Below are 16,425 nucleotides of genomic sequence, written 5' to 3' on the forward strand. Positions count from 1 at the left end.
CTAGTCGCGCTCGTGTTGACCTGCATCGTTGTGTCCCGCGGGACCCTGGCGTGTCTGGACCGGCCCGGCCGTGCGCCTGAAACCCCGCCAATGCCGTGGTTGGGCTGCGCTTCAGTAAGAATGGTGCCATGGCATCCTCCCTGCGCCTCCGCCCGGACCTCCGCCAGACCGCTGCCCGCCAGGCCGCTGCCCGCAGAACAGCACTCCCCGTCGCGCCGGCCCCCGGCGGCGTGACGTCCGGGAGCGCCAAGTGGGCGGTGGGGGGCATCATCGGCGGCAGCGCCGCTGCGGGCGTGCTCGCCGCCGGCTCCTCCGCCCTCGCCCTCTACTTCGCCCGCCGCGTCATCACCCCGGCCCGGTTCCGGGCAGAGGACCAGGAAGTGCTGGCCGTCATCCGCGAGGGACGGGCGCTGCGGGTCATTTTCGCCGCCACCCCGGACGCCACGGTGGACGGGGTGTACGGTTTCTTCTTCGACGGCGGCCGCGGGCATGCGCGGATCGGCCGGATCCTGTCCTACTCCCCGGCCGAACGCACCGTGCTGCGCGAGGTCGAGCACGTCTACAGCGGGGACATGGCCACCGCCCGGCGCGGCTGGTGGAGCGGCGCGGCCTATCCGGATCCGGCCGCCCTGGGGTTTCCGGTGGAGGACGTGCTGATCGACGTCGACGCCGGGACCGCGCCGGCCTGGCTCGTCCGCGCCGCGCCGGCCGTGGCGGAGGATGTGGCCCCCGACGTGTGGGCGATCATGGTGCACGGGCGCGGGGCCACCCGGCAGGAAGGGCTGCGGGCCGTCCGGACCGCCAGGGAACTGGGCATGTCCAGTCTTCTGATCTCCTACCGCAACGACGGCCTGGCCCCGTCAGCCAGCGACGGGCGGTACGGCCTGGGCTCCACCGAATGGCGCGACGTCGAGGCCGCCATCGGCTACGCCGTACAGCAGGGCGCCCGCGAGGTGGTTTTGTTCGGCTGGTCGATGGGCGGCGCGATATGCCTCCAGACCGCTGACCTTTCCCGGCACCGCCACTTGATCCGGGCCATGGTCCTGGACGCGCCGGTGATCAACTGGGTCAACGTGCTGGCCCACCACGCGGAGCTGAACCGGATTCCGTCGTCCGTGGGCCGCTACGGACAACTCATGCTCAGCCACCGCCTGGGCCGGCGGCTGACCGGGCTGGCCGCGCCCGTCGACCTCAAAGCGATGGACTGGGTCTCGCGGGCCGTGGAGCTGAGGACGCCGACCCTCATTGTGCACAGCGTGGACGACGAGTACGTACCGTACGGGCCCTCAGCGGCGCTGGCCGAGAAAAACCCCGAGATGGTCACCTTCGAGCCCTTCGACAAGGCCCTGCATACCAAGGAATGGAACGTGGACCCGGAGCGCTGGGAGCGGCAGGTCTCGGCCTGGCTCCGGCAGCAGCTGGCGCCCCGCGCCAACCCCGGCGACCAGGAGCCTCCGGCCGGCAATGCCGCATTCAATTGACAGATCATTGACAGATCACGGCAGTGTTGTGCGCGAAAATTGCCGTGACGTGCCGTCTCGACACCTGGGGCCGGGTCAGTCGCGCCGGGTCCCGATCCTGGCGGTGCGGGCAGCCGTGAGCCGAATGAGCTCGGCCGGATCCAGCTCGATGTCCAGGCCGCGCCGTCCACCCGAAACGAGGATGGTCTCCAGCGCCAGTGCGCTCTCATCCACCACCGTGGGGGAGGACTGGCGCTGGCCGAGCGGTGAGATGCCGCCGAGAACATATCCGGTCCGCCGCTGCGCCGCGGCCGGATCGGCCATCTCCGCTTTCTTGCCGCCCAAAGCCGCGGCCATCGCCTTGAGGTCCAGGCTGCCGCTGACCGGCACGACGCCGACGGCGAGCCGGCCGTCGACGTCGACCATCAGGGTCTTGAAGACCCGGTCAGGGTCGACGCCGAGCACTTCCGCCGCTTCCAGGCCATAACTGGCCGCCGCGGGGTCATGGGTGTAGGGGTGGGCCACAAAGGGAACCCCGGCGGCCGCGAGTGCCGCGGTGGCCGGAGTTCCCTGCGACGCGTGCTTGCGGGCCATGTTCTCTGGCTGTCCGGGCGCCGAAGGTCAGGACTGCGCCGACGGCTGGCGGTCTCCGGAGGCGACGACCTTGCGCTTGATCCGGCCCAGCATGGCCGTCATTCCGCGCATGCGCAGCGGAGTGATGGCGCGGGTCAGGCCCAACAGTTCGGGCATGTCGTCGGGGACGGCCAGGATTTCCGCGGCGCTGAGCCCGTCGAGTCCTTCGTGGAGCACTCCGGCGAAGCCGCGGGTGGTCGGGGCCTCCTTGGGTGCCTTGAAGTAGAGCCGGACGCGCTCAGGCGCGTCGCCATCGGCCTGTTCCGTCTCGACGGTGAGGAACAGCGGCGTCTGGCACTCCACTACCTGCTCGAGCAGCTCCGGGTGATCCCGGAKCCGCTCCGGAAGTTCCGGAAGCCCCTGTGAGAACTCAAGGAGCAGCTGCAGCCGCTCTGCTTCGGTCAGGGCCTGGAAATCGTCGACAATTTCCGCCAGTGCGGCGGGGAGGGCTGAAGTATTCATCACTCCCAGCTTACGCAGGCGCGCCGATTGTGTCCCTGTCGGGACCGGTCCCGCTCCACGGTCACCACGGCTAACGGCCGGCCGGAACCGCGCCGCGTTCGGCACCCTTGACGATCGGGACGCGCACGGCGTTGCCCCATTCGGTCCAGGAGCCGTCGTAGTTCCGCACGGTCTCAAAGCCCAACAGGTACTTCAGCGCAAACCAGGTGTGGCTGGACCGCTCGCCGATCCGGCAGTACGCCACGACGTCGTCGCCTTCGTTCAATCCGGCCTCGCCGAGGTAGAGGGCCTCGAGCTCGCCGCGGTTCCGGTATGTGCCGTCGCCGGCCGCCGCGCGGGCCCAGGGGATGGAGGCCGCCGTGGGGATGTGGCCGCCGCGCAGCGCGCCCTCTTCCGGGTAGGCGGGCATGTGGGTGCGCTGGCCGGTATACTCCTCGGTCGAGCGGACGTCGATCAGCGGCTTGCCGAAGTGCCCCAGGACGTCATCCTTGAAGGCGCGGATCGGGGCGTCGTCCCGCTCCACGACGGGGTAGTCGGCGGGGGTGGCGACGGTCGTGACGGTGGAGAGTGCCCGGCCTTCCGCGATCCACTTGTCCCGGCCGCCGTCCAGGAGCCGGACGTCCTCGTGGCCGAAGAGCGTGAACACCCACAGGGCGTACGCGGCCCACCAGTTCGACTTGTCGCCGTAAATAACCACCGTGCTGTCCCGGGAGATGCCCTTGGACGCGGCCAGCGCGGCGAAGGCTTCACCGTCGACGTAGTCGCGGGTCACCTCGTCGTTCAGGTCCGTGTGCCAGTCGATTTTCACGGCTCCCGGAATGTGCCCGGTCTCGTACAGCAGGACGTCTTCGTCGGATTCGACCACCACGAGATTGCCGCCGTCGAGGGCGCCGTCCTCGATCGCCGTGGCCAGCCATTCCGTGGACACCAGGCGGTCAGGGTGGGCGTAAGCGGCGAATTTCTCGTTCTGCTCAACGGGGTAGGTCATTGCGATGGCCTTTCACTTGAACGGTCAGGAGGCCGGGCGCCGAAAGCGTGCGCCGCGCCGGGCCTGTTACAACACTAGTCACGGGCCGGTGGGAATGCTCCACCGGGTTCACACGGGGAAATGTGGTCTTCCTCACGCCGGCCGCGGGTCCACAGCCGCGCACGCGGGCCGGCCAGGCTTTGCCGGTATTCTTGCTGGGGACAAGAGACCAGCAGAACGGACCACCTTGGTACAGATCGAACAGCTCGCCGCCCGCACACCGGCAGTTTCCGTGGATGAACTCCTCAATGGGTTCTATCCGTCGCCGCGGTTCGGTGAGGTGTCGTTTTCCAGCTACCGGCCCGATCCCGCCCAGCCCAGCCAGGCCCAGGCGGTCCATGCCCTGCAGCATTTTGCGGCGGGCGTGGGCGCACGCGACGGCGACGGGCTGTTCAAGCGGCTCTTCGGCAAGAAGGACACTTCCCGGGCCGGGATCTACCTCGACGGCGGATTCGGTGTGGGCAAGACCCACCTGCTGGCATCGCTGTGGCACGCCGCCCCCGGGCCCAAGGCCTTCGGCACGTTCGTCGAATACACCAACCTCGTCGGTGCGCTGTCCTTCCGCAAGACCGTTGAGGCCCTGAGCCACTACAAGCTGGTCTGCATCGATGAATTTGAGCTCGATGATCCGGGCGACACTGTGCTCATGTCCCGGCTCATGCGCGAACTCGCCGACGCCGGCGTGAAGCTTGCCGCCACATCGAACACGCTGCCGGGGTCCCTCGGGGACGGGCGCTTCGCCGCCGTCGACTTTGCCCGCGAAATCCAGGTGCTGGCGGACCAGTTCGACGTCGTGCGGATCGACGGCGAGGACTTCCGCCACCGTGGCCTGCCGGCCGCGCCGTCGCCGCTGCGCAATGATGACCTGACCCACCACATGCATGCCGAGTTCGACGGCAAGACCGTGGCCCGCGATGAGTTCAGCACCTTGATCAACCACCTGGCCGGCGTGCACCCGAGCCGTTACCGCCAGCTGCTGGAGGGGATCGAGGGCGTGGTCTGGAAGAACGTGCACACGATTACCGAGCAGGCCGTTGCGCTGCGCTTCGTGGTGCTGGCTGACCGGCTGTACGACAAGGACGTGCCCATCCTTGCCAGCGGTGTGCCGTTCGACCAGCTCTTCACCGAGGAAATGATGACCGGCGGGTACATGAAGAAGTACTTCCGCGCCGTCTCCAGGCTGACCGCGCTGGCCCGCGAGGGCCAAAACCACGAACCGTCCTAGYCGCCAGCCCCTCCAACTACAACGCCAAATCCAACGCGGGGTCAGTTACGGCCCATCCGGATGCACCGGATGGGCCGTAACTGACCCCGCGTTGCCCGGTTGGAGTCGCCCTTAAATGCCGGAGGTGCCGGCGCCGCCTCTCGGCGGGACCGGCACCTCGCTGACGGATCTGGGTCAGAGGCCTGGCTGGCGGGGTTCCCCGGCTACGGGGGGCTCACCGGCTGCGGGAGTCTGATCGGCGACCGGGGCCGAATTCGGCCGGTCGTTCGCCTTGTCCACGAAGTCGGAAGCGCCACGCTGCACGGCATCGATCGTGCCGGCGTGCTTTCCGCCGGTCTTGGAGTCGACGAAGTCGCCTGCCTTTTCGATGCCGTCCTTGATGGCTTCTTCGTTGCCACCAATAACTTGCTGAGCCTTGCCCTTTAGATCGTCAAGTAAACCCACGGGCACCTCCCTTCRGTCRCGGAGCCAGATCGCTCCTTGCGTTTTCTACCCTAGCGGGAGGTGGCGGGGGTGCCAAGGGTGTCCGCCCAGAGGATAAAAGATGGAAGGCCAGGTGCACAGGGTAGAAGGGCCCGGACTGCACCAATCCGCAGTGCACAAACCCTCAGTGCACAAACCCGCAGTGCACAAACCCGCAGTGCACAAAAAAGAGCAGCTCCGGGGGAGCTGCTCTTGTGGTGGGCGATACTGGGATCGAACCAGTGACCTCTTCCGTGTCAGGGAAGCGCGCTACCGCTGCGCCAATCGCCCGCAACCGGAAGGATCCGGAGTGGAGTTGTAATGAAGAGAGCGGACGACGAGATTCGAACTCGCGACATCCACCTTGGCAAGGTGGTGCTCTACCAGCTGAGCTACGTCCGCATTTTAGTCCATGCCGGCTGGGCCGGTGGTACTGCATCAAGCAAGTTGCCTTGCTCTGGTGGGCGATACTGGGATCGAACCAGTGACCTCTTCCGTGTCAGGGAAGCGCGCTACCGCTGCGCCAATCGCCCCTTGCATCCGATCGAAACCGGAAACCAGGGTTTTCACCGAGGTGGGTACGGGATTCGAACCCGTGTATACGGCTTTGCAGGCCGCTGCCTCGCCTCTCGGCCAACCCACCGTGTAGACAGGATTCCGAAGAACCTTTGCCGTGACAGTGTCCTGCGAGCGGACGACGAGATTCGAACTCGCGACATCCACCTTGGCAAGGTGGTGCTCTACCAGCTGAGCTACGTCCGCATTGTTGGTGTGCATTTCCTTGCCGCATTCGGCATTTCCTCGCGTTCCAACGAGTAAGAACTCTATAGGAGGTTCTGGGAATCTACAAATCGAGACCCATTGGCCCGGGTTCCATGGCCCTACTTCCCCGAGTTCTAGGGGATTTTGCTAATTACAGCGCTGTAATTAGCGTCATTGTTCAGCCGTGGCCCTAAGTGGCGCCGGGACTACTGAGCGGGCCTTCTGAGGGGGACGACTGGAACGGCCGGTGGAGGGCTGGTGGAACTGCCCGTGCACGGGGCCTGTTGCGCGGGAGTATTGGGCCGCATTCCCGCCGCGGCCAGGTTCTCCCGGGCCGATTTCTAAAATCCGCCCGGGTGGGCTAGCATTCAATGTCGTTAGGGCGATTGGCGCAGTGGTAGCGCGCTTCGTTCACACCGAAGAGGTCACTGGTTCGAACCCAGTATCGCCCACTAACGAAATGGTCTGTTCCGCTGACTCAGCGGGGCGGGCCATTTTGCTTTTCATCGTTGTCTGACCCCCGTGAAAGAGTCTTCATATGACCGCTCCACTCCTCGCCCACGCCACGGACCATGGCCGCATGTACGCCCGCTCCACGTCGGCTCAGTTCTCTGTCCCTTCCATCACCACGGTGATCGGCCAGCAGCCACACGGCCTGGACGGCTGGTTCGGGTACATGGGCGCCAACAGTCTGGCCCAGGATCCCGAGCTCCCCGGCATCCTGGGGAGCCCGGCCAAACTGCGGCAGGCGGTCAGCCGGGCCGCCAAGGCGGCGGAGTCGTACCGGGACGATGCCGCCAAACGCGGCGACCGGGTCCACAACTATTGCGAGCAGGTTGCGCTGCGTGCGCTCGGCCGGCCGCACCAGATGAAGGAAACACGGGAGGCGCTGGCCGCCAACGGCGAGGAAGCCTTCGCGGCACGCTTCGACGAATGGTGGGAGCTCTTCCAGGTTGAGCCCATCGCCCCGGAAATTACGGTGTGGAACAAGACGGTCGGCTATGCCGGCACCCTGGACCTCGTCGCACGGATCAACGGCCGGACCTGTCTTATCGACTACAAGACCAAGGGCACCAGCCGGGACGGCACCGTCAAACCGCTTGATGACAAGGTGGTCATGCAGCTCGTGGCGGGCATGAAGGCGGAGGAAAGCCTCGTGGATCCCGTCGCGGGGGAGTGGGAGGCCTGGCAGCACGGCGAGTCCCCGATCCTCCTGGCCGTGGCGGTCGGCGAGACCGAGGTCCGTCCGCAGCGGGCCAACCCCGAGGTCCTGAAGCATCACTGGTGGAAATTCTGTGCGCTGCGCCGCGTGTGGGAGATGTCCGCCGACACGGCAACCGCCGGAGCAGCACTGCTCCCGCTGGCGCCGCCCGTGAAGCGCTGACAAGTAGCGCCGACCGGAAGCACCGACAAGAAGCACCGACCAGACGCGCCGAACAGAAGCCGGGCAGCTGCAACTAAACTGGACTGGACCCCTAGCCGCCCACCGTGAGGACAGACTGCACATGGCCATTTTGAATATCCGCATCATCGGAGATCCTGTGCTGCGCACAGTCGCCGATCCCGTTACGGAATTCGGGCCTGAACTGGCAAAGCTCGTCGCCGACATGACCGAAACCATGGAGGATGTCGAGGGCGCCGGCCTGGCCGCGCCCCAGGTCGGTGTGAGCCTGCGCGTCTTCACCTACCGGATCGGCGGCGTCGAGGGTCACATCGTCAACCCCGTGCTGGAAAACAGCGAGGACTTCCAGCCGGACCAGGTCGAGGGATGCCTGTCCATCCCGGGCCTGGGCTTCCCCGTCCGCCGGTACCGCCAAACCCGGGTGACCGGCGTGGACCTGCACGGCAACCCCGTCACCGTGGAGGGCGAAGACATGCTGGCGCGCTGCTTCCAGCACGAGACCGACCACCTGGACGGCATTCTCTATACCGACCGGCTCGAGGGCGAAGACCGAAAGGCCGCCCTGCGCGCCATCCGCAATGCCAACTACGACGCCATCACGGAACAGACAACCACCAAGCGCGCGAAGAGCGTCGGGACGAGCTTTGGCGGGTCCAGCTTCGGAATCACCCCGTGAGGGTTCTCTTCGCCGGGACCCCCGCTGTCGCCGTGCCGTCGCTCGACGCCCTTGTTGCCGCCGGGTTCGACGTCGTCGCTGTCCTCACCCGCCCGGACGCACCGCTGGGACGCAAACGCGTCCTGACGCCGTCGCCCGTGGCCGCCAGGGCCGCCGAGCTCGGCATTGAGATCATCCACGCCGCCAAAGTCGATGCCGGGGTCACCGCCCGCATTGCCGCCGCAGCACCGGACGTCGCGGCGATCGTGGCCTATGGCGGGCTGATTCCCCCTGCGGCTCTCGCTGTCCCCCGCCACGGCTGGGTGAACCTGCACTTCTCCCTGCTGCCGGCCTGGCGCGGCGCAGCTCCCGTGCAGCGCGCCGTCATCGCCGGCGACGACGTCACGGGTGCCGTCACCTTCCGCCTGGAGGAGGGGCTGGACACCGGTCCGGTCTTCGGGACCCTCACCGAGACCGTGCACCCCGCCGATACCGCCGGGGCCCTGCTCGAACGCCTCTCCCACAGCGGCGCGGTTCTGCTGGCCCAAACGCTGTCCGCCATCGACGCCGGCAAGGCCGTCGCGCTCCCGCAGCAGGGCGACGTCAGCCTGGCACCGAAACTCAGTCTCGAAGACGGCCGGCTCGACTGGCAGCAGCCCGCCCTGGCGATCGGCCGCCGTGCCCGCGGCGTCACGCCGGAGCCGGGCGCCTGGACCCTGCTGGAGGGCCAGCGGATCAAACTGGAGCCAGTGCTGCCGGCAGCGGACTCGGCGGCGCTTCGGCCCGGACAGCTGGCATTGGACGGGAAACGGGTTCTCGTCGGTACGGGATCGCACCCGGTGGAATTGACGCGGGTGCAACCCGCGGGCAAGAAAATGATGGCCGCCGCTGATTGGGCGCGTGGGCAGGCAACACTTGAAAGCGTGGTATTCGAATGAGCGGTTCCGGGACCAACGGCAACAGCCGAGGCAGTGGCCAGGGCGCCGGGGGCGGCAGCAGGCGGAACGCCCAGGGCCGGGAACGCAACCGCGGCCCGCAGCGCGGCTTCACCGAGAGCGCCCCGTCCCAGCGGACCCGCCGCGCCGATCCGGCCCGGCTAGTTGCCTTTGAGGTGCTCCGCGCGGTGGCCGCCGAGGACGCCTACGCGAACCTGGTGCTCCCGGCCCGGATCCGGCACCACGGGCTGGACAAGCGCGACGCCGGTTTCGCCACCGAGCTCAGCTATGGCGCCCTCCGCGGCCAGGGCACGTACGACGCCATCCTGGCCCGGTGCGTGGACCGTCCGCTGGAGGAGCTGGATCCCGCGATCCTGGATGCCCTGCGGATCGGGGTGCACCAGCTGCTCGCCATGCGCGTGCCCGCTCACGCCGCCCTGGACCAGACGGTGGGGCTGGCTCGCGCCGTGATCGGGGCCGGGCCCTCGGCACTGATCAACGCCGTCCTGCGCAAAGTCTCCGCCCGCACCCTCGACGAGTGGCTCGACCTGCTGCTGAGCACCGAGACGGATGCCACCAAGATCGCGTCCATCCGCTACGCCCACCCGGAGTGGATCGTCCGCGCGCTCCGCCAGTCGCTCGTGGCCCACGGCCGGGCGGTTTCTGAGATTGACGCGCTCCTCGAAGCCGACAATGCCGCGCCCGTGGTGAACCTTGTGGCGCTGCCCGGCGTCGGCAGCCTCGACGAGGCCCTGGAAGGCGGGGCCACCCCGGGCGAGCTCGTCGAGGGATCCGCGCTTTCCAGTGGCGGGGACCTCGGCCGCCTCGCCTCGGTCCGTGACGGAAGCACCCGTGTCCAGGACGTCGGTTCGCAGCTCGTGGCCCGCGCCATGGCCGCCGTCGATCTCGGCACAACCCCCGGCGCCGGGCCCGGCAACAACAGCGCAGACCCCGGCACAAATTCTGGCGGCGAAGCGGGGACGGACGGCGGGGGCGCGGGGGAGCGCTGGCTGGATCTCTGTGCCGGTCCCGGCGGCAAAGCCGCCCTGCTCGGAGCCCTCGCCCGGCAGCGGGGCGCCCACCTGCTGGCCAACGAATCCGCCCCGCACCGTGCCAAACTCGTGCGGCAGGCCCTGTCCGCGGTCCCGCGGGAGGCTTGGGAGGTCAGGACCGGGGACGGCCGCGACATTGGCGCCGAGCAGCCGGAGTCGTTCGACCGCGTCCTGGTGGATGTCCCGTGCACCGGCCTGGGCGCCCTGCGCCGGCGTCCGGAGTCGCGCTGGCGGCGCACGCCCAAGGACCTCGTGGACCTTGGCCCGCTGCAGCGCCAGCTGCTCAACTCCGCGATCGACGCCGTCAAGCCCGGCGGCGTGGTGGCGTACGTGACGTGTTCGCCGCACCCGGCAGAGACCACCGCCGTCGTGAGTGATGCCCTGCGCAAGCGCGAGGACCTCGAGCTCCTCGACGCAGGCGCCGTGCTGGACGGCGTCAGCCTCACGGGCCACCTCGAGGCCGGGCACGAGCTCACCGCCCAGCTCTGGCCGCACGTGCACCAGACGGACGCCATGTTCCTGGCGCTGATTCGCAAGTTGGCCTGAGTTTCGCTGATACTGGGGCACTGCCACCAAAAACGAACCAGCAAAGTACGAACGAGAAGGAAATCCATGGCCCAGTGCTGCATCAACCCGAGCATCCTTTCGGCTGACTTCGTCAACCTTGAGGCCGAACTGCGCCGTATCAGCAATGCCGATGCCGTGCATGTGGACGTCATGGACAATCATTTCGTGCCCAACCTGACCATTGGGCTGCCCGTGGTGCAGCGCATCCAGGCCGTCAGCCCGGTGCCGCTGGACGCCCACCTGATGATCGCCGACGCGGACCGCTGGGCGCCGGGCTTCGCCGACGCCGGGGTGGCCTCGGTGACGTTCCACGCCGAAGCCTCGATCGCGCCGATCAAACTCGCGCGGGAACTGCGCGCCCGTGGGTCCAAAGCCGGCATGGCGCTGCGTCCGGGCACTCCCGTGGAGCCCTATCTGGACATGCTCCCGGAACTGGACCTGCTGTTGATCATGACGGTGGAGCCAGGCTTCGGTGGGCAGTCTTTCCTGGACCTGACGCTGCCCAAGATCCGGCGGGCCCGCGCTGCCATTGACGGCTCCGGCGTCGCGGTGGCACTGCAGGTGGATGGCGGCATCACCGAGGAGACGATCGTGCGCGCGGCAGAGGCGGGGGCGAACGTCTTTGTTGCGGGGTCAGCCGTCTACGGCGCCGCGGATCCGGCGGAGGCTGTCGAAAGGCTCCGGGCGGCGGGGTCCCGCTGACGCGCGGTCCCGCTGACGCGCGGTCCCGGCAGGGAACTGCTGCGAAGATGACGCCGGGCGTAACATCGGCATCCGGGGAATAGCCCGGGCAGGGCCGCAGTTGTGTCAGAATAACAACACACATACGTGCTCCGGGGTCGGTGTAAGTCCGAACCGGCGGTGACAGTCCGCGACCCGCGCGCCAGCGCCCTCCCCCGGGAGGAAGCCGGCAGACGGTTGAACCGGTGAAATTCCGGTACCGACAGTTAAAGTCTGGATGAGAGAAGCACGTACAGCTGTTACTGCGGCGCCCCAACGGCGCCGCATAATTGCGCTGTCGTATACCCCCGGAGCCATCGCGGTTCTTGAGGGAAGGAACGACACACACATGGACCCCTTGCGATGGCTCTTCGAAGCGCAGATCCCCGTAGGCGGATCTGTCCTGATTCTTCGTGAAGTGCTAGGCAACATCTTTGGCCTCGCCAGCGCCGTCGGCGGCATGCGCCGCCGGGTCTGGGCCTGGCCCGTCGGCATCGCCGGCAACTTGCTGCTCCTGACGGTCTTCCTGGGCAACGTCTTCGGTTCTGCCACGCCGGCCACGCTGTGGGGCCAGGCCGGACGCCAGGTCATGTTCATCGGCGTCGCCCTCTACGGCTGGTACCGCTGGCAGCAGGGCAGGAAGTCCGGCAGCGGCGGGACCGCCGTCGCGCCGCGCTGGGCCGGCAACCAGACCCGGGTGATCCTGGCCCTCAGCCTCGTGGCCGGCACCATGGCGCTTACCCCCGTCTTCGACTCCCTCGGCTCCTACCCGCCGGTCTGGGCCGACGCGTGGACGTTCATGGGCTCGCTGCTGGCGACTTACGGCATGGCGCGGGGCTGGACGGAGTTCTGGCTCATCTGGGTGGCGGTGGACATCGTCGGTGTGCCACTGCTCTTCAGCGCCGGCTACTACGCCAGCGCCGTCATGTACCTCTTCTACGGCTTCTTCACCCTGGCCGGGTTCTTTGTCTGGTGGCGTGCCTCCAGGCTGGCGAACCGGCCTGTCACGGTCGAAACCGCCTTCCCCGACCCTGTGGTGGCCAAGTGAGTGCCCTCAACACCGCCGGCGTGAGCGCCGGATTCAGCGCCGCCCCGTCCGGCGCTGCCCCGTCCGGCGCTGCCCCGTCCGGCGCTGCCCCGTCCGGCACTGCCCCGTCCGGCACTGCCCCGACCGGCACTGCCGCGTTCAACACTGCCGAGAATGCTGCGATGCAGGCTGCCCTGGCCGCCGCGGCGCAGGGCCCGCGGGGCGCCAACCCGCTCGTCGGCGCCGTCGTCGTCGGGGCCGACGGAACGCACCTAGCCACCGGTTACCACCGCGGAGCCGGGACTGCCCACGCCGAGGCTGACGCCATCGGCCAGGCGAAGGCGGCGGGCCGGGACCTCCGTGGCGCGGCGATCGTGGTGACGCTGGAGCCCTGCAACCACTGTGGGCGCACCGGCCCGTGCGCGCAGGCCATCATCGACGCCGGCATCACCGACGTCATCTACGCCGTCGACGATCCCCACGACCCGGCCGCCGGCGGCGCCGTGACGCTCCGGGCCGCGGGCGTCCGCGTCCGCTCCGGGCTGGCCGCCGAGGCGGCGCTGGACCTGAACCGGCGCTGGTTCGACGCCGTCGCCGCCAAACGGCCGTTCGTCACCCTGCATATCGCCCAGACCCTCGACAGCCGCATCGCCGCCAGCGACGGCACCAGCCAGTGGATATCCAGCCCGGAATCGCTCGCCGACAACCACGCCCTGCGCGGCCGGATAGACGCCATCCTGGTGGGCACCCAGACGGTGCTGATCGACAACCCCCGGCTCACCGCCCGGAACGGCGACGGCGAAGCAGAGGGCAAACAGCCGCTCCGCGCCGTGATGGGGTACCGGGGCATTCCCGACGACGCCGCCATCCACGGAGCCGACGGCAACGTCCTGCACCTGGCCACCCGCGACCCGCGCGAGGCCCTGGACCAGCTGTTCGCACACGGCGTCCGGCACCTCATGGTGGAGGGCGGCTCCCGGATACTGAGCGCGTTCCTGGCCGCCGGCCTGGTCGACGAACTCATCGTCTACCTGGCGCCCACACTGCTTGGCTCCGGCACCGCCGCCCTGGACGACCTCGGCATCACGACCCTGGCCGATGCCCAGCGCTGGGAATGGGACCCGGCATCCGGCGGCGCAGTCCAGGTCCTCGGCCGCGACCTCCGGCTCCATCTACGCCCGGCCGCCCCGGCCGATGAGGCTGACCCGGCCGCCCCGGCCGCCCCGGCCGCCAGCCCTACTTCATCCGATACCACCCCGCACCGCACCGGCGCGGACACCGCCGCAGGAGGCAATTGATGTTTACCGGAATTATCGCCGAGCAGGGAAAGGTGCTGTCCATTGAGCGCAACGGGGACAGCAGCGCCACCGTACGGCTCCACGCACCCGGCACCACGGACGGTCTCGCCCTGGGCGGTTCCATAGCGGTCAACGGCGTCTGCCTCACCGCCACGCAGATTGACGGCAGAGACTTCAGCGTTGACGTTATGGGCGAGACCTTGGTCCGCAGCACGATCGGAGAACTCACTGCGGGCGATCCCGTCAACCTGGAACGCTGCGTCCCCGCCGGGGGACGGTTGGACGGCCACGTGGTCCAGGGCCACGTCGACGGCGTCGGCCAGCTCGTGGAGCGCGAGGGGCTTGGCAACTGGGACCGGCTGCGGTTCGCGGTGCCGGCCGGGTTGGCCCGGTACATCGCCGAAAAGGGATCCATCGCCGTCGACGGCGTCTCCCTCACCGTCACGGCAGTCAGCCCGGCCAACGATCCGGCGCCCTGGTTTGAAGTAGGGCTCATCCCGACCACCCTGGCCGAGACCGGCCTGGGCCAGAAGACACCCGGCGGCCATGTAAACCTCGAAGTCGATGTCCTGGCGAAGTACACCGAACGCCTGCTGTCCTTTGCCGGCGGTTCGTCGCCCGCCGCGCACAGGGCAGCCGAAGGTTCCGCCGGAGAAGCCGCCCTCACGGACGGGGCCGCGAAATGAGCCGGGTCACGGACCAGCCCGGCCATGATGTGGCCGGGCTGCGCGCCGCCGCTGCCGGCACCGGGCGTGCAGGCCTCGATCCGATCGAGGACGCCATCAGCGCCATGTCAGCCGGGCGCCCCGTCCTGGTGGTGGACAACGAGGACCGCGAGAACGAAGGCGACATCATTTTCGCCGCCGAGCACGCCACCCCCGCGCTGATGGGCTGGACAGTCCGCTACAGCTCCGGCGTGATCTGCGTACCGCTCGACGCCGACCGGGCAGACGCCCTCGCGCTGCCGCCAATGGTGGCAATCAACGAAGACGCCAAGGGCACCGCCTACACCGTGTCCTGCGACGCCGCCGTGGGTGTCAGCACCGGAATTTCCGCCACGGACCGCGCCCTGACGGCCCGGATCCTGGCCGACCCGCAAAGCCGGCCAAATTCCTTGACCCGCCCCGGGCATGTTTTCCCCCTCCGCGCCGTTAAGGGGGGAGTGCGGGAACGTCCCGGCCACACCGAAGCGGCCGTGGACCTGTGCCGGCTCGCGGGCCTGGAGCCCGTGGGCGTGATTGCAGAGCTGGTGTACGACAACGGAGAAATGATGCGGCTGGACGGATTGCGCGGCTTCGCCATCGAGCATGGCTGCCCCCTGATTTCGATTGCGGATCTGGTGGCGTATCTTGAAGCGGAACAGCACGGCAGCCACGCAGCGGACCCTGTCTGATGGAGGAGAAATAGTGACGACTTCGGAGACCCGAGAAGAGACGGCCATGGCCCGTCAACCGCATCCGGTCAGCGCAGGACCCATCGTCCAGCTGCCCACCGCCTTCGGCGACTTCGTGGCACAGGCCTGGACCGACCTCGACACCGGCGCGGAGCACCTGGCCGTCAGTTCACCGATGGCGCCGGTTGACGGCCAGCCACCGCTGGTCCGCCTCCATTCGGAGTGCCTCACCGGCGATGTGTTTGGCTCCTACCGCTGCGACTGCGGCGAGCAGCTGGCCTATGCGCTCGAGCTGATCAACGAACTCGGCGGCACCCTGCTGTACCTGCGCGGCCAGGAGGGCCGCGGGATCGGCCTGGCGAACAAGATGAAGGCCTACGCCCTGCAGGAGGCCGGTTTTGRCACCGTGGAGGCCAACGAACAGCTCGGGCTGCCGGTCGACGCACGCTGCTACAAGGCCGCGGCCCAGATCCTCGCGGAGATGGGTCTCCACGAGATCCGGCTGCTGAGCAACAACCCGGACAAGCAGGACCGGCTCGCGCAGGCAGGCGTCAAGGTGGTGGAGATGGTCCCCACGGAGGTCCCCTCCCGGGAGCAGAACATCCGCTACCTGCAGACGAAGAAGGACCGGATGGACCACCGCCTGGTCCTGGACGTTGAACCGGCTCCAGCCGCCGGCCTGTCCGGATTCGAGCACGACCAGGACTGACCGGGCAGCAACACGACCACCAGACTCAACAGCAAGGAATACCCTATGAGCGGCCACGGCGCCCCCCAGATCGACCTCAGCACCTTCAAGCCTGAAGAAACCTCACGGCTCAGGCTGGCCATTGTGGCCGCGAGCTGGCATACCCAGATCATGGACGGACTGCTCGACGGCGCCCTGCGCGCCGCGAAGGACGCCGGCATCAATGAGCCGACCGTCCTGCGCGTGCCGGGCACGTTTGAGCTCCCGGTCGCGGCCGCCCGGCTGGCACCGCACTTCGACGCCGTCGTGGCGCTCGGCGTCGTCATCAGGGGCGGCACTCCCCACTTCGAATATGTCTGCGAGGCGGCCACCTTGGGCCTGACCGAGGTCAGCGTCCGCACCGGGGTTCCCGTGGGCTTCGGCGTGCTGACGTGCGATACCGAGCAGCAGGGGATCGACCGGGCAGGCTTGCCGGGATCCACCGAGGACAAGGGTCACGAGGCCGTTACCGCTGCCCTGGCCACGGCAGTGACCCTCAAGCAGTTCGGCTGAGCCGCCAGGCCGCAGCCAAAGCCGGTGCGGGCGCCTCCCTGGCCGCCCGCGCCGGCTGAGTGTGCTGGCCTCGCTGGCCGTGCTGGATATGCAGTGCCTCACATC

General features: G+C 68.4%; 17 protein-coding genes, 6 tRNA genes and 1 riboswitch. Of the genes, 14 read left to right on the forward strand and 9 right to left on the reverse strand.

The window, feature by feature from the left end:
- The first annotated feature begins 128 nt into the window (after positions 1-128).
- The gene (locus AC1DHX_RS11650; RefSeq protein ID WP_476860251.1) at positions 129-1,481 is read left to right on the forward strand and encodes an alpha/beta hydrolase family protein; all 1,353 of its coding nucleotides are present in this window, start codon (positions 129-131) and stop codon (positions 1,479-1,481) included.
- A 75-nt stretch (positions 1,482-1,556) separates the two neighbouring features.
- Here AC1DHX_RS11650 and ybaK read toward each other — a convergent pair whose 3' ends face one another.
- The 3 genes from ybaK to AC1DHX_RS11665 all read right to left on the reverse strand — a co-directional run bounded on the left by ybaK (position 1,557) and on the right by AC1DHX_RS11665 (position 3,543).
- Positions 1,557-2,054 carry a Cys-tRNA(Pro) deacylase gene (gene ybaK / locus AC1DHX_RS11655; RefSeq protein WP_476851506.1) on the reverse strand — a complete coding sequence of 166 codons (498 nt, stop codon included), beginning with the start codon at positions 2,052-2,054 and terminating at the stop codon, positions 1,557-1,559.
- A gap of 27 nt (positions 2,055-2,081) precedes the next feature.
- Positions 2,082-2,555 carry a SufE family protein gene (locus AC1DHX_RS11660; RefSeq protein ID WP_476900056.1) on the reverse strand — a complete coding sequence of 158 codons (474 nt, stop codon included), beginning with the start codon at positions 2,553-2,555 and terminating at the stop codon, positions 2,082-2,084.
- Positions 2,556-2,625: 70 nt separating this feature from the next.
- Entirely contained in the window at positions 2,626-3,543 is a 918-nt protein-coding gene (locus AC1DHX_RS11665) for a sulfurtransferase (RefSeq protein ID WP_476860253.1), read from the reverse strand.
- A 226-nt stretch (positions 3,544-3,769) separates the two neighbouring features.
- Between AC1DHX_RS11665 and zapE the strand changes: the two genes are divergently transcribed.
- On the forward strand, positions 3,770-4,807 hold the full coding sequence (zapE, locus tag AC1DHX_RS11670; protein ID WP_476851509.1) for a cell division protein ZapE: 1,038 nt from the start codon (positions 3,770-3,772) through the stop codon (positions 4,805-4,807).
- Positions 4,808-4,981: 174 nt separating this feature from the next.
- Here the strand turns inward: zapE and AC1DHX_RS11675 are convergent, their stop codons facing one another.
- The 6 genes from AC1DHX_RS11675 to AC1DHX_RS11700 form a co-directional block, all read right to left on the reverse strand.
- Positions 4,982-5,251: an antitoxin gene (locus AC1DHX_RS11675; protein ID WP_028277028.1), complete on the reverse strand. Its 270-nt coding sequence runs from the start codon at positions 5,249-5,251 to the stop codon at positions 4,982-4,984.
- Positions 5,252-5,485: 234 nt separating this feature from the next.
- Positions 5,486-5,560: transfer RNA gene (locus AC1DHX_RS11680), tRNA-Val, on the reverse strand.
- 38 nt (positions 5,561-5,598) lie between these two features.
- Positions 5,599-5,671: transfer RNA gene (locus AC1DHX_RS11685), tRNA-Gly, on the reverse strand.
- A gap of 56 nt (positions 5,672-5,727) precedes the next feature.
- A tRNA-Val gene (locus AC1DHX_RS11690) sits at positions 5,728-5,802 on the reverse strand.
- Positions 5,803-5,841: 39 nt separating this feature from the next.
- Positions 5,842-5,912: transfer RNA gene (locus AC1DHX_RS11695), tRNA-Cys, on the reverse strand.
- Positions 5,913-5,958: 46 nt separating this feature from the next.
- A tRNA-Gly gene (locus tag AC1DHX_RS11700) sits at positions 5,959-6,031 on the reverse strand.
- Positions 6,032-6,411: 380 nt separating this feature from the next.
- Here AC1DHX_RS11700 and AC1DHX_RS11705 point away from each other — a divergent pair.
- From AC1DHX_RS11705 to ribH, 12 genes are all read left to right on the forward strand, one after another.
- A tRNA-Val gene (locus AC1DHX_RS11705) sits at positions 6,412-6,483 on the forward strand.
- 86 nt (positions 6,484-6,569) lie between these two features.
- Positions 6,570-7,415 (forward strand): cytochrome, encoded by an 846-nt coding sequence (locus AC1DHX_RS11710; protein WP_476851510.1) that lies wholly within the window; start codon positions 6,570-6,572, stop codon positions 7,413-7,415.
- 121 nt (positions 7,416-7,536) lie between these two features.
- Entirely contained in the window at positions 7,537-8,109 is a 573-nt protein-coding gene (gene def / locus AC1DHX_RS11715; protein WP_230011447.1) for a peptide deformylase, read from the forward strand.
- Positions 8,106-9,026 carry a methionyl-tRNA formyltransferase gene (gene fmt, locus AC1DHX_RS11720; protein WP_476857165.1) on the forward strand — a complete coding sequence of 307 codons (921 nt, stop codon included), beginning with the start codon at positions 8,106-8,108 and terminating at the stop codon, positions 9,024-9,026. Before def ends, fmt begins: the two co-directional genes overlap by 4 nt.
- Complete coding sequence (locus tag AC1DHX_RS11725) at positions 9,023-10,621, forward strand: RsmB/NOP family class I SAM-dependent RNA methyltransferase (protein WP_476860254.1); 1,599 nt, start codon at positions 9,023-9,025, stop codon at positions 10,619-10,621. Before fmt ends, AC1DHX_RS11725 begins: the two co-directional genes overlap by 4 nt.
- Positions 10,622-10,687: 66 nt before the next feature.
- On the forward strand, positions 10,688-11,344 hold the full coding sequence (gene rpe, locus AC1DHX_RS11730; RefSeq protein ID WP_476860255.1) for a ribulose-phosphate 3-epimerase: 657 nt from the start codon (positions 10,688-10,690) through the stop codon (positions 11,342-11,344).
- A gap of 122 nt (positions 11,345-11,466) precedes the next feature.
- Positions 11,467-11,617: riboswitch (FMN riboswitch) on the forward strand.
- A 94-nt stretch (positions 11,618-11,711) separates the two neighbouring features.
- Positions 11,712-12,410, forward strand: a complete 699-nt coding sequence (gene pnuC / locus AC1DHX_RS11735) for a nicotinamide riboside transporter PnuC (protein WP_476857167.1) — start codon at positions 11,712-11,714, stop codon at positions 12,408-12,410.
- A gap of 161 nt (positions 12,411-12,571) precedes the next feature.
- On the forward strand, positions 12,572-13,687 hold the full coding sequence (ribD, locus tag AC1DHX_RS11740; RefSeq protein WP_476860291.1) for a bifunctional diaminohydroxyphosphoribosylaminopyrimidine deaminase/5-amino-6-(5-phosphoribosylamino)uracil reductase RibD: 1,116 nt from the start codon (positions 12,572-12,574) through the stop codon (positions 13,685-13,687).
- Positions 13,687-14,373, forward strand: coding sequence for a riboflavin synthase (locus tag AC1DHX_RS11745; protein ID WP_230008401.1), 687 nt, complete (start codon positions 13,687-13,689; stop codon positions 14,371-14,373). Before ribD ends, AC1DHX_RS11745 begins: the two co-directional genes overlap by 1 nt.
- On the forward strand, positions 14,370-15,080 hold the full coding sequence (ribB, locus tag AC1DHX_RS11750; RefSeq protein WP_476860256.1) for a 3,4-dihydroxy-2-butanone-4-phosphate synthase: 711 nt from the start codon (positions 14,370-14,372) through the stop codon (positions 15,078-15,080). Before AC1DHX_RS11745 ends, ribB begins: the two co-directional genes overlap by 4 nt.
- 46 nt (positions 15,081-15,126) lie before the next feature.
- Entirely contained in the window at positions 15,127-15,789 is a 663-nt protein-coding gene (gene ribA, locus AC1DHX_RS11755; RefSeq protein ID WP_476900057.1) for a GTP cyclohydrolase II, read from the forward strand.
- Between the two features lie 45 nt (positions 15,790-15,834).
- Positions 15,835-16,320, forward strand: coding sequence for a 6,7-dimethyl-8-ribityllumazine synthase (gene ribH, locus AC1DHX_RS11760; RefSeq protein WP_476860257.1), 486 nt, complete (start codon positions 15,835-15,837; stop codon positions 16,318-16,320).
- Positions 16,321-16,425: the final 105 nt, after the last annotated feature.

Source organism: Arthrobacter sp. 05N33_2 (assembly GCF_056397425.1).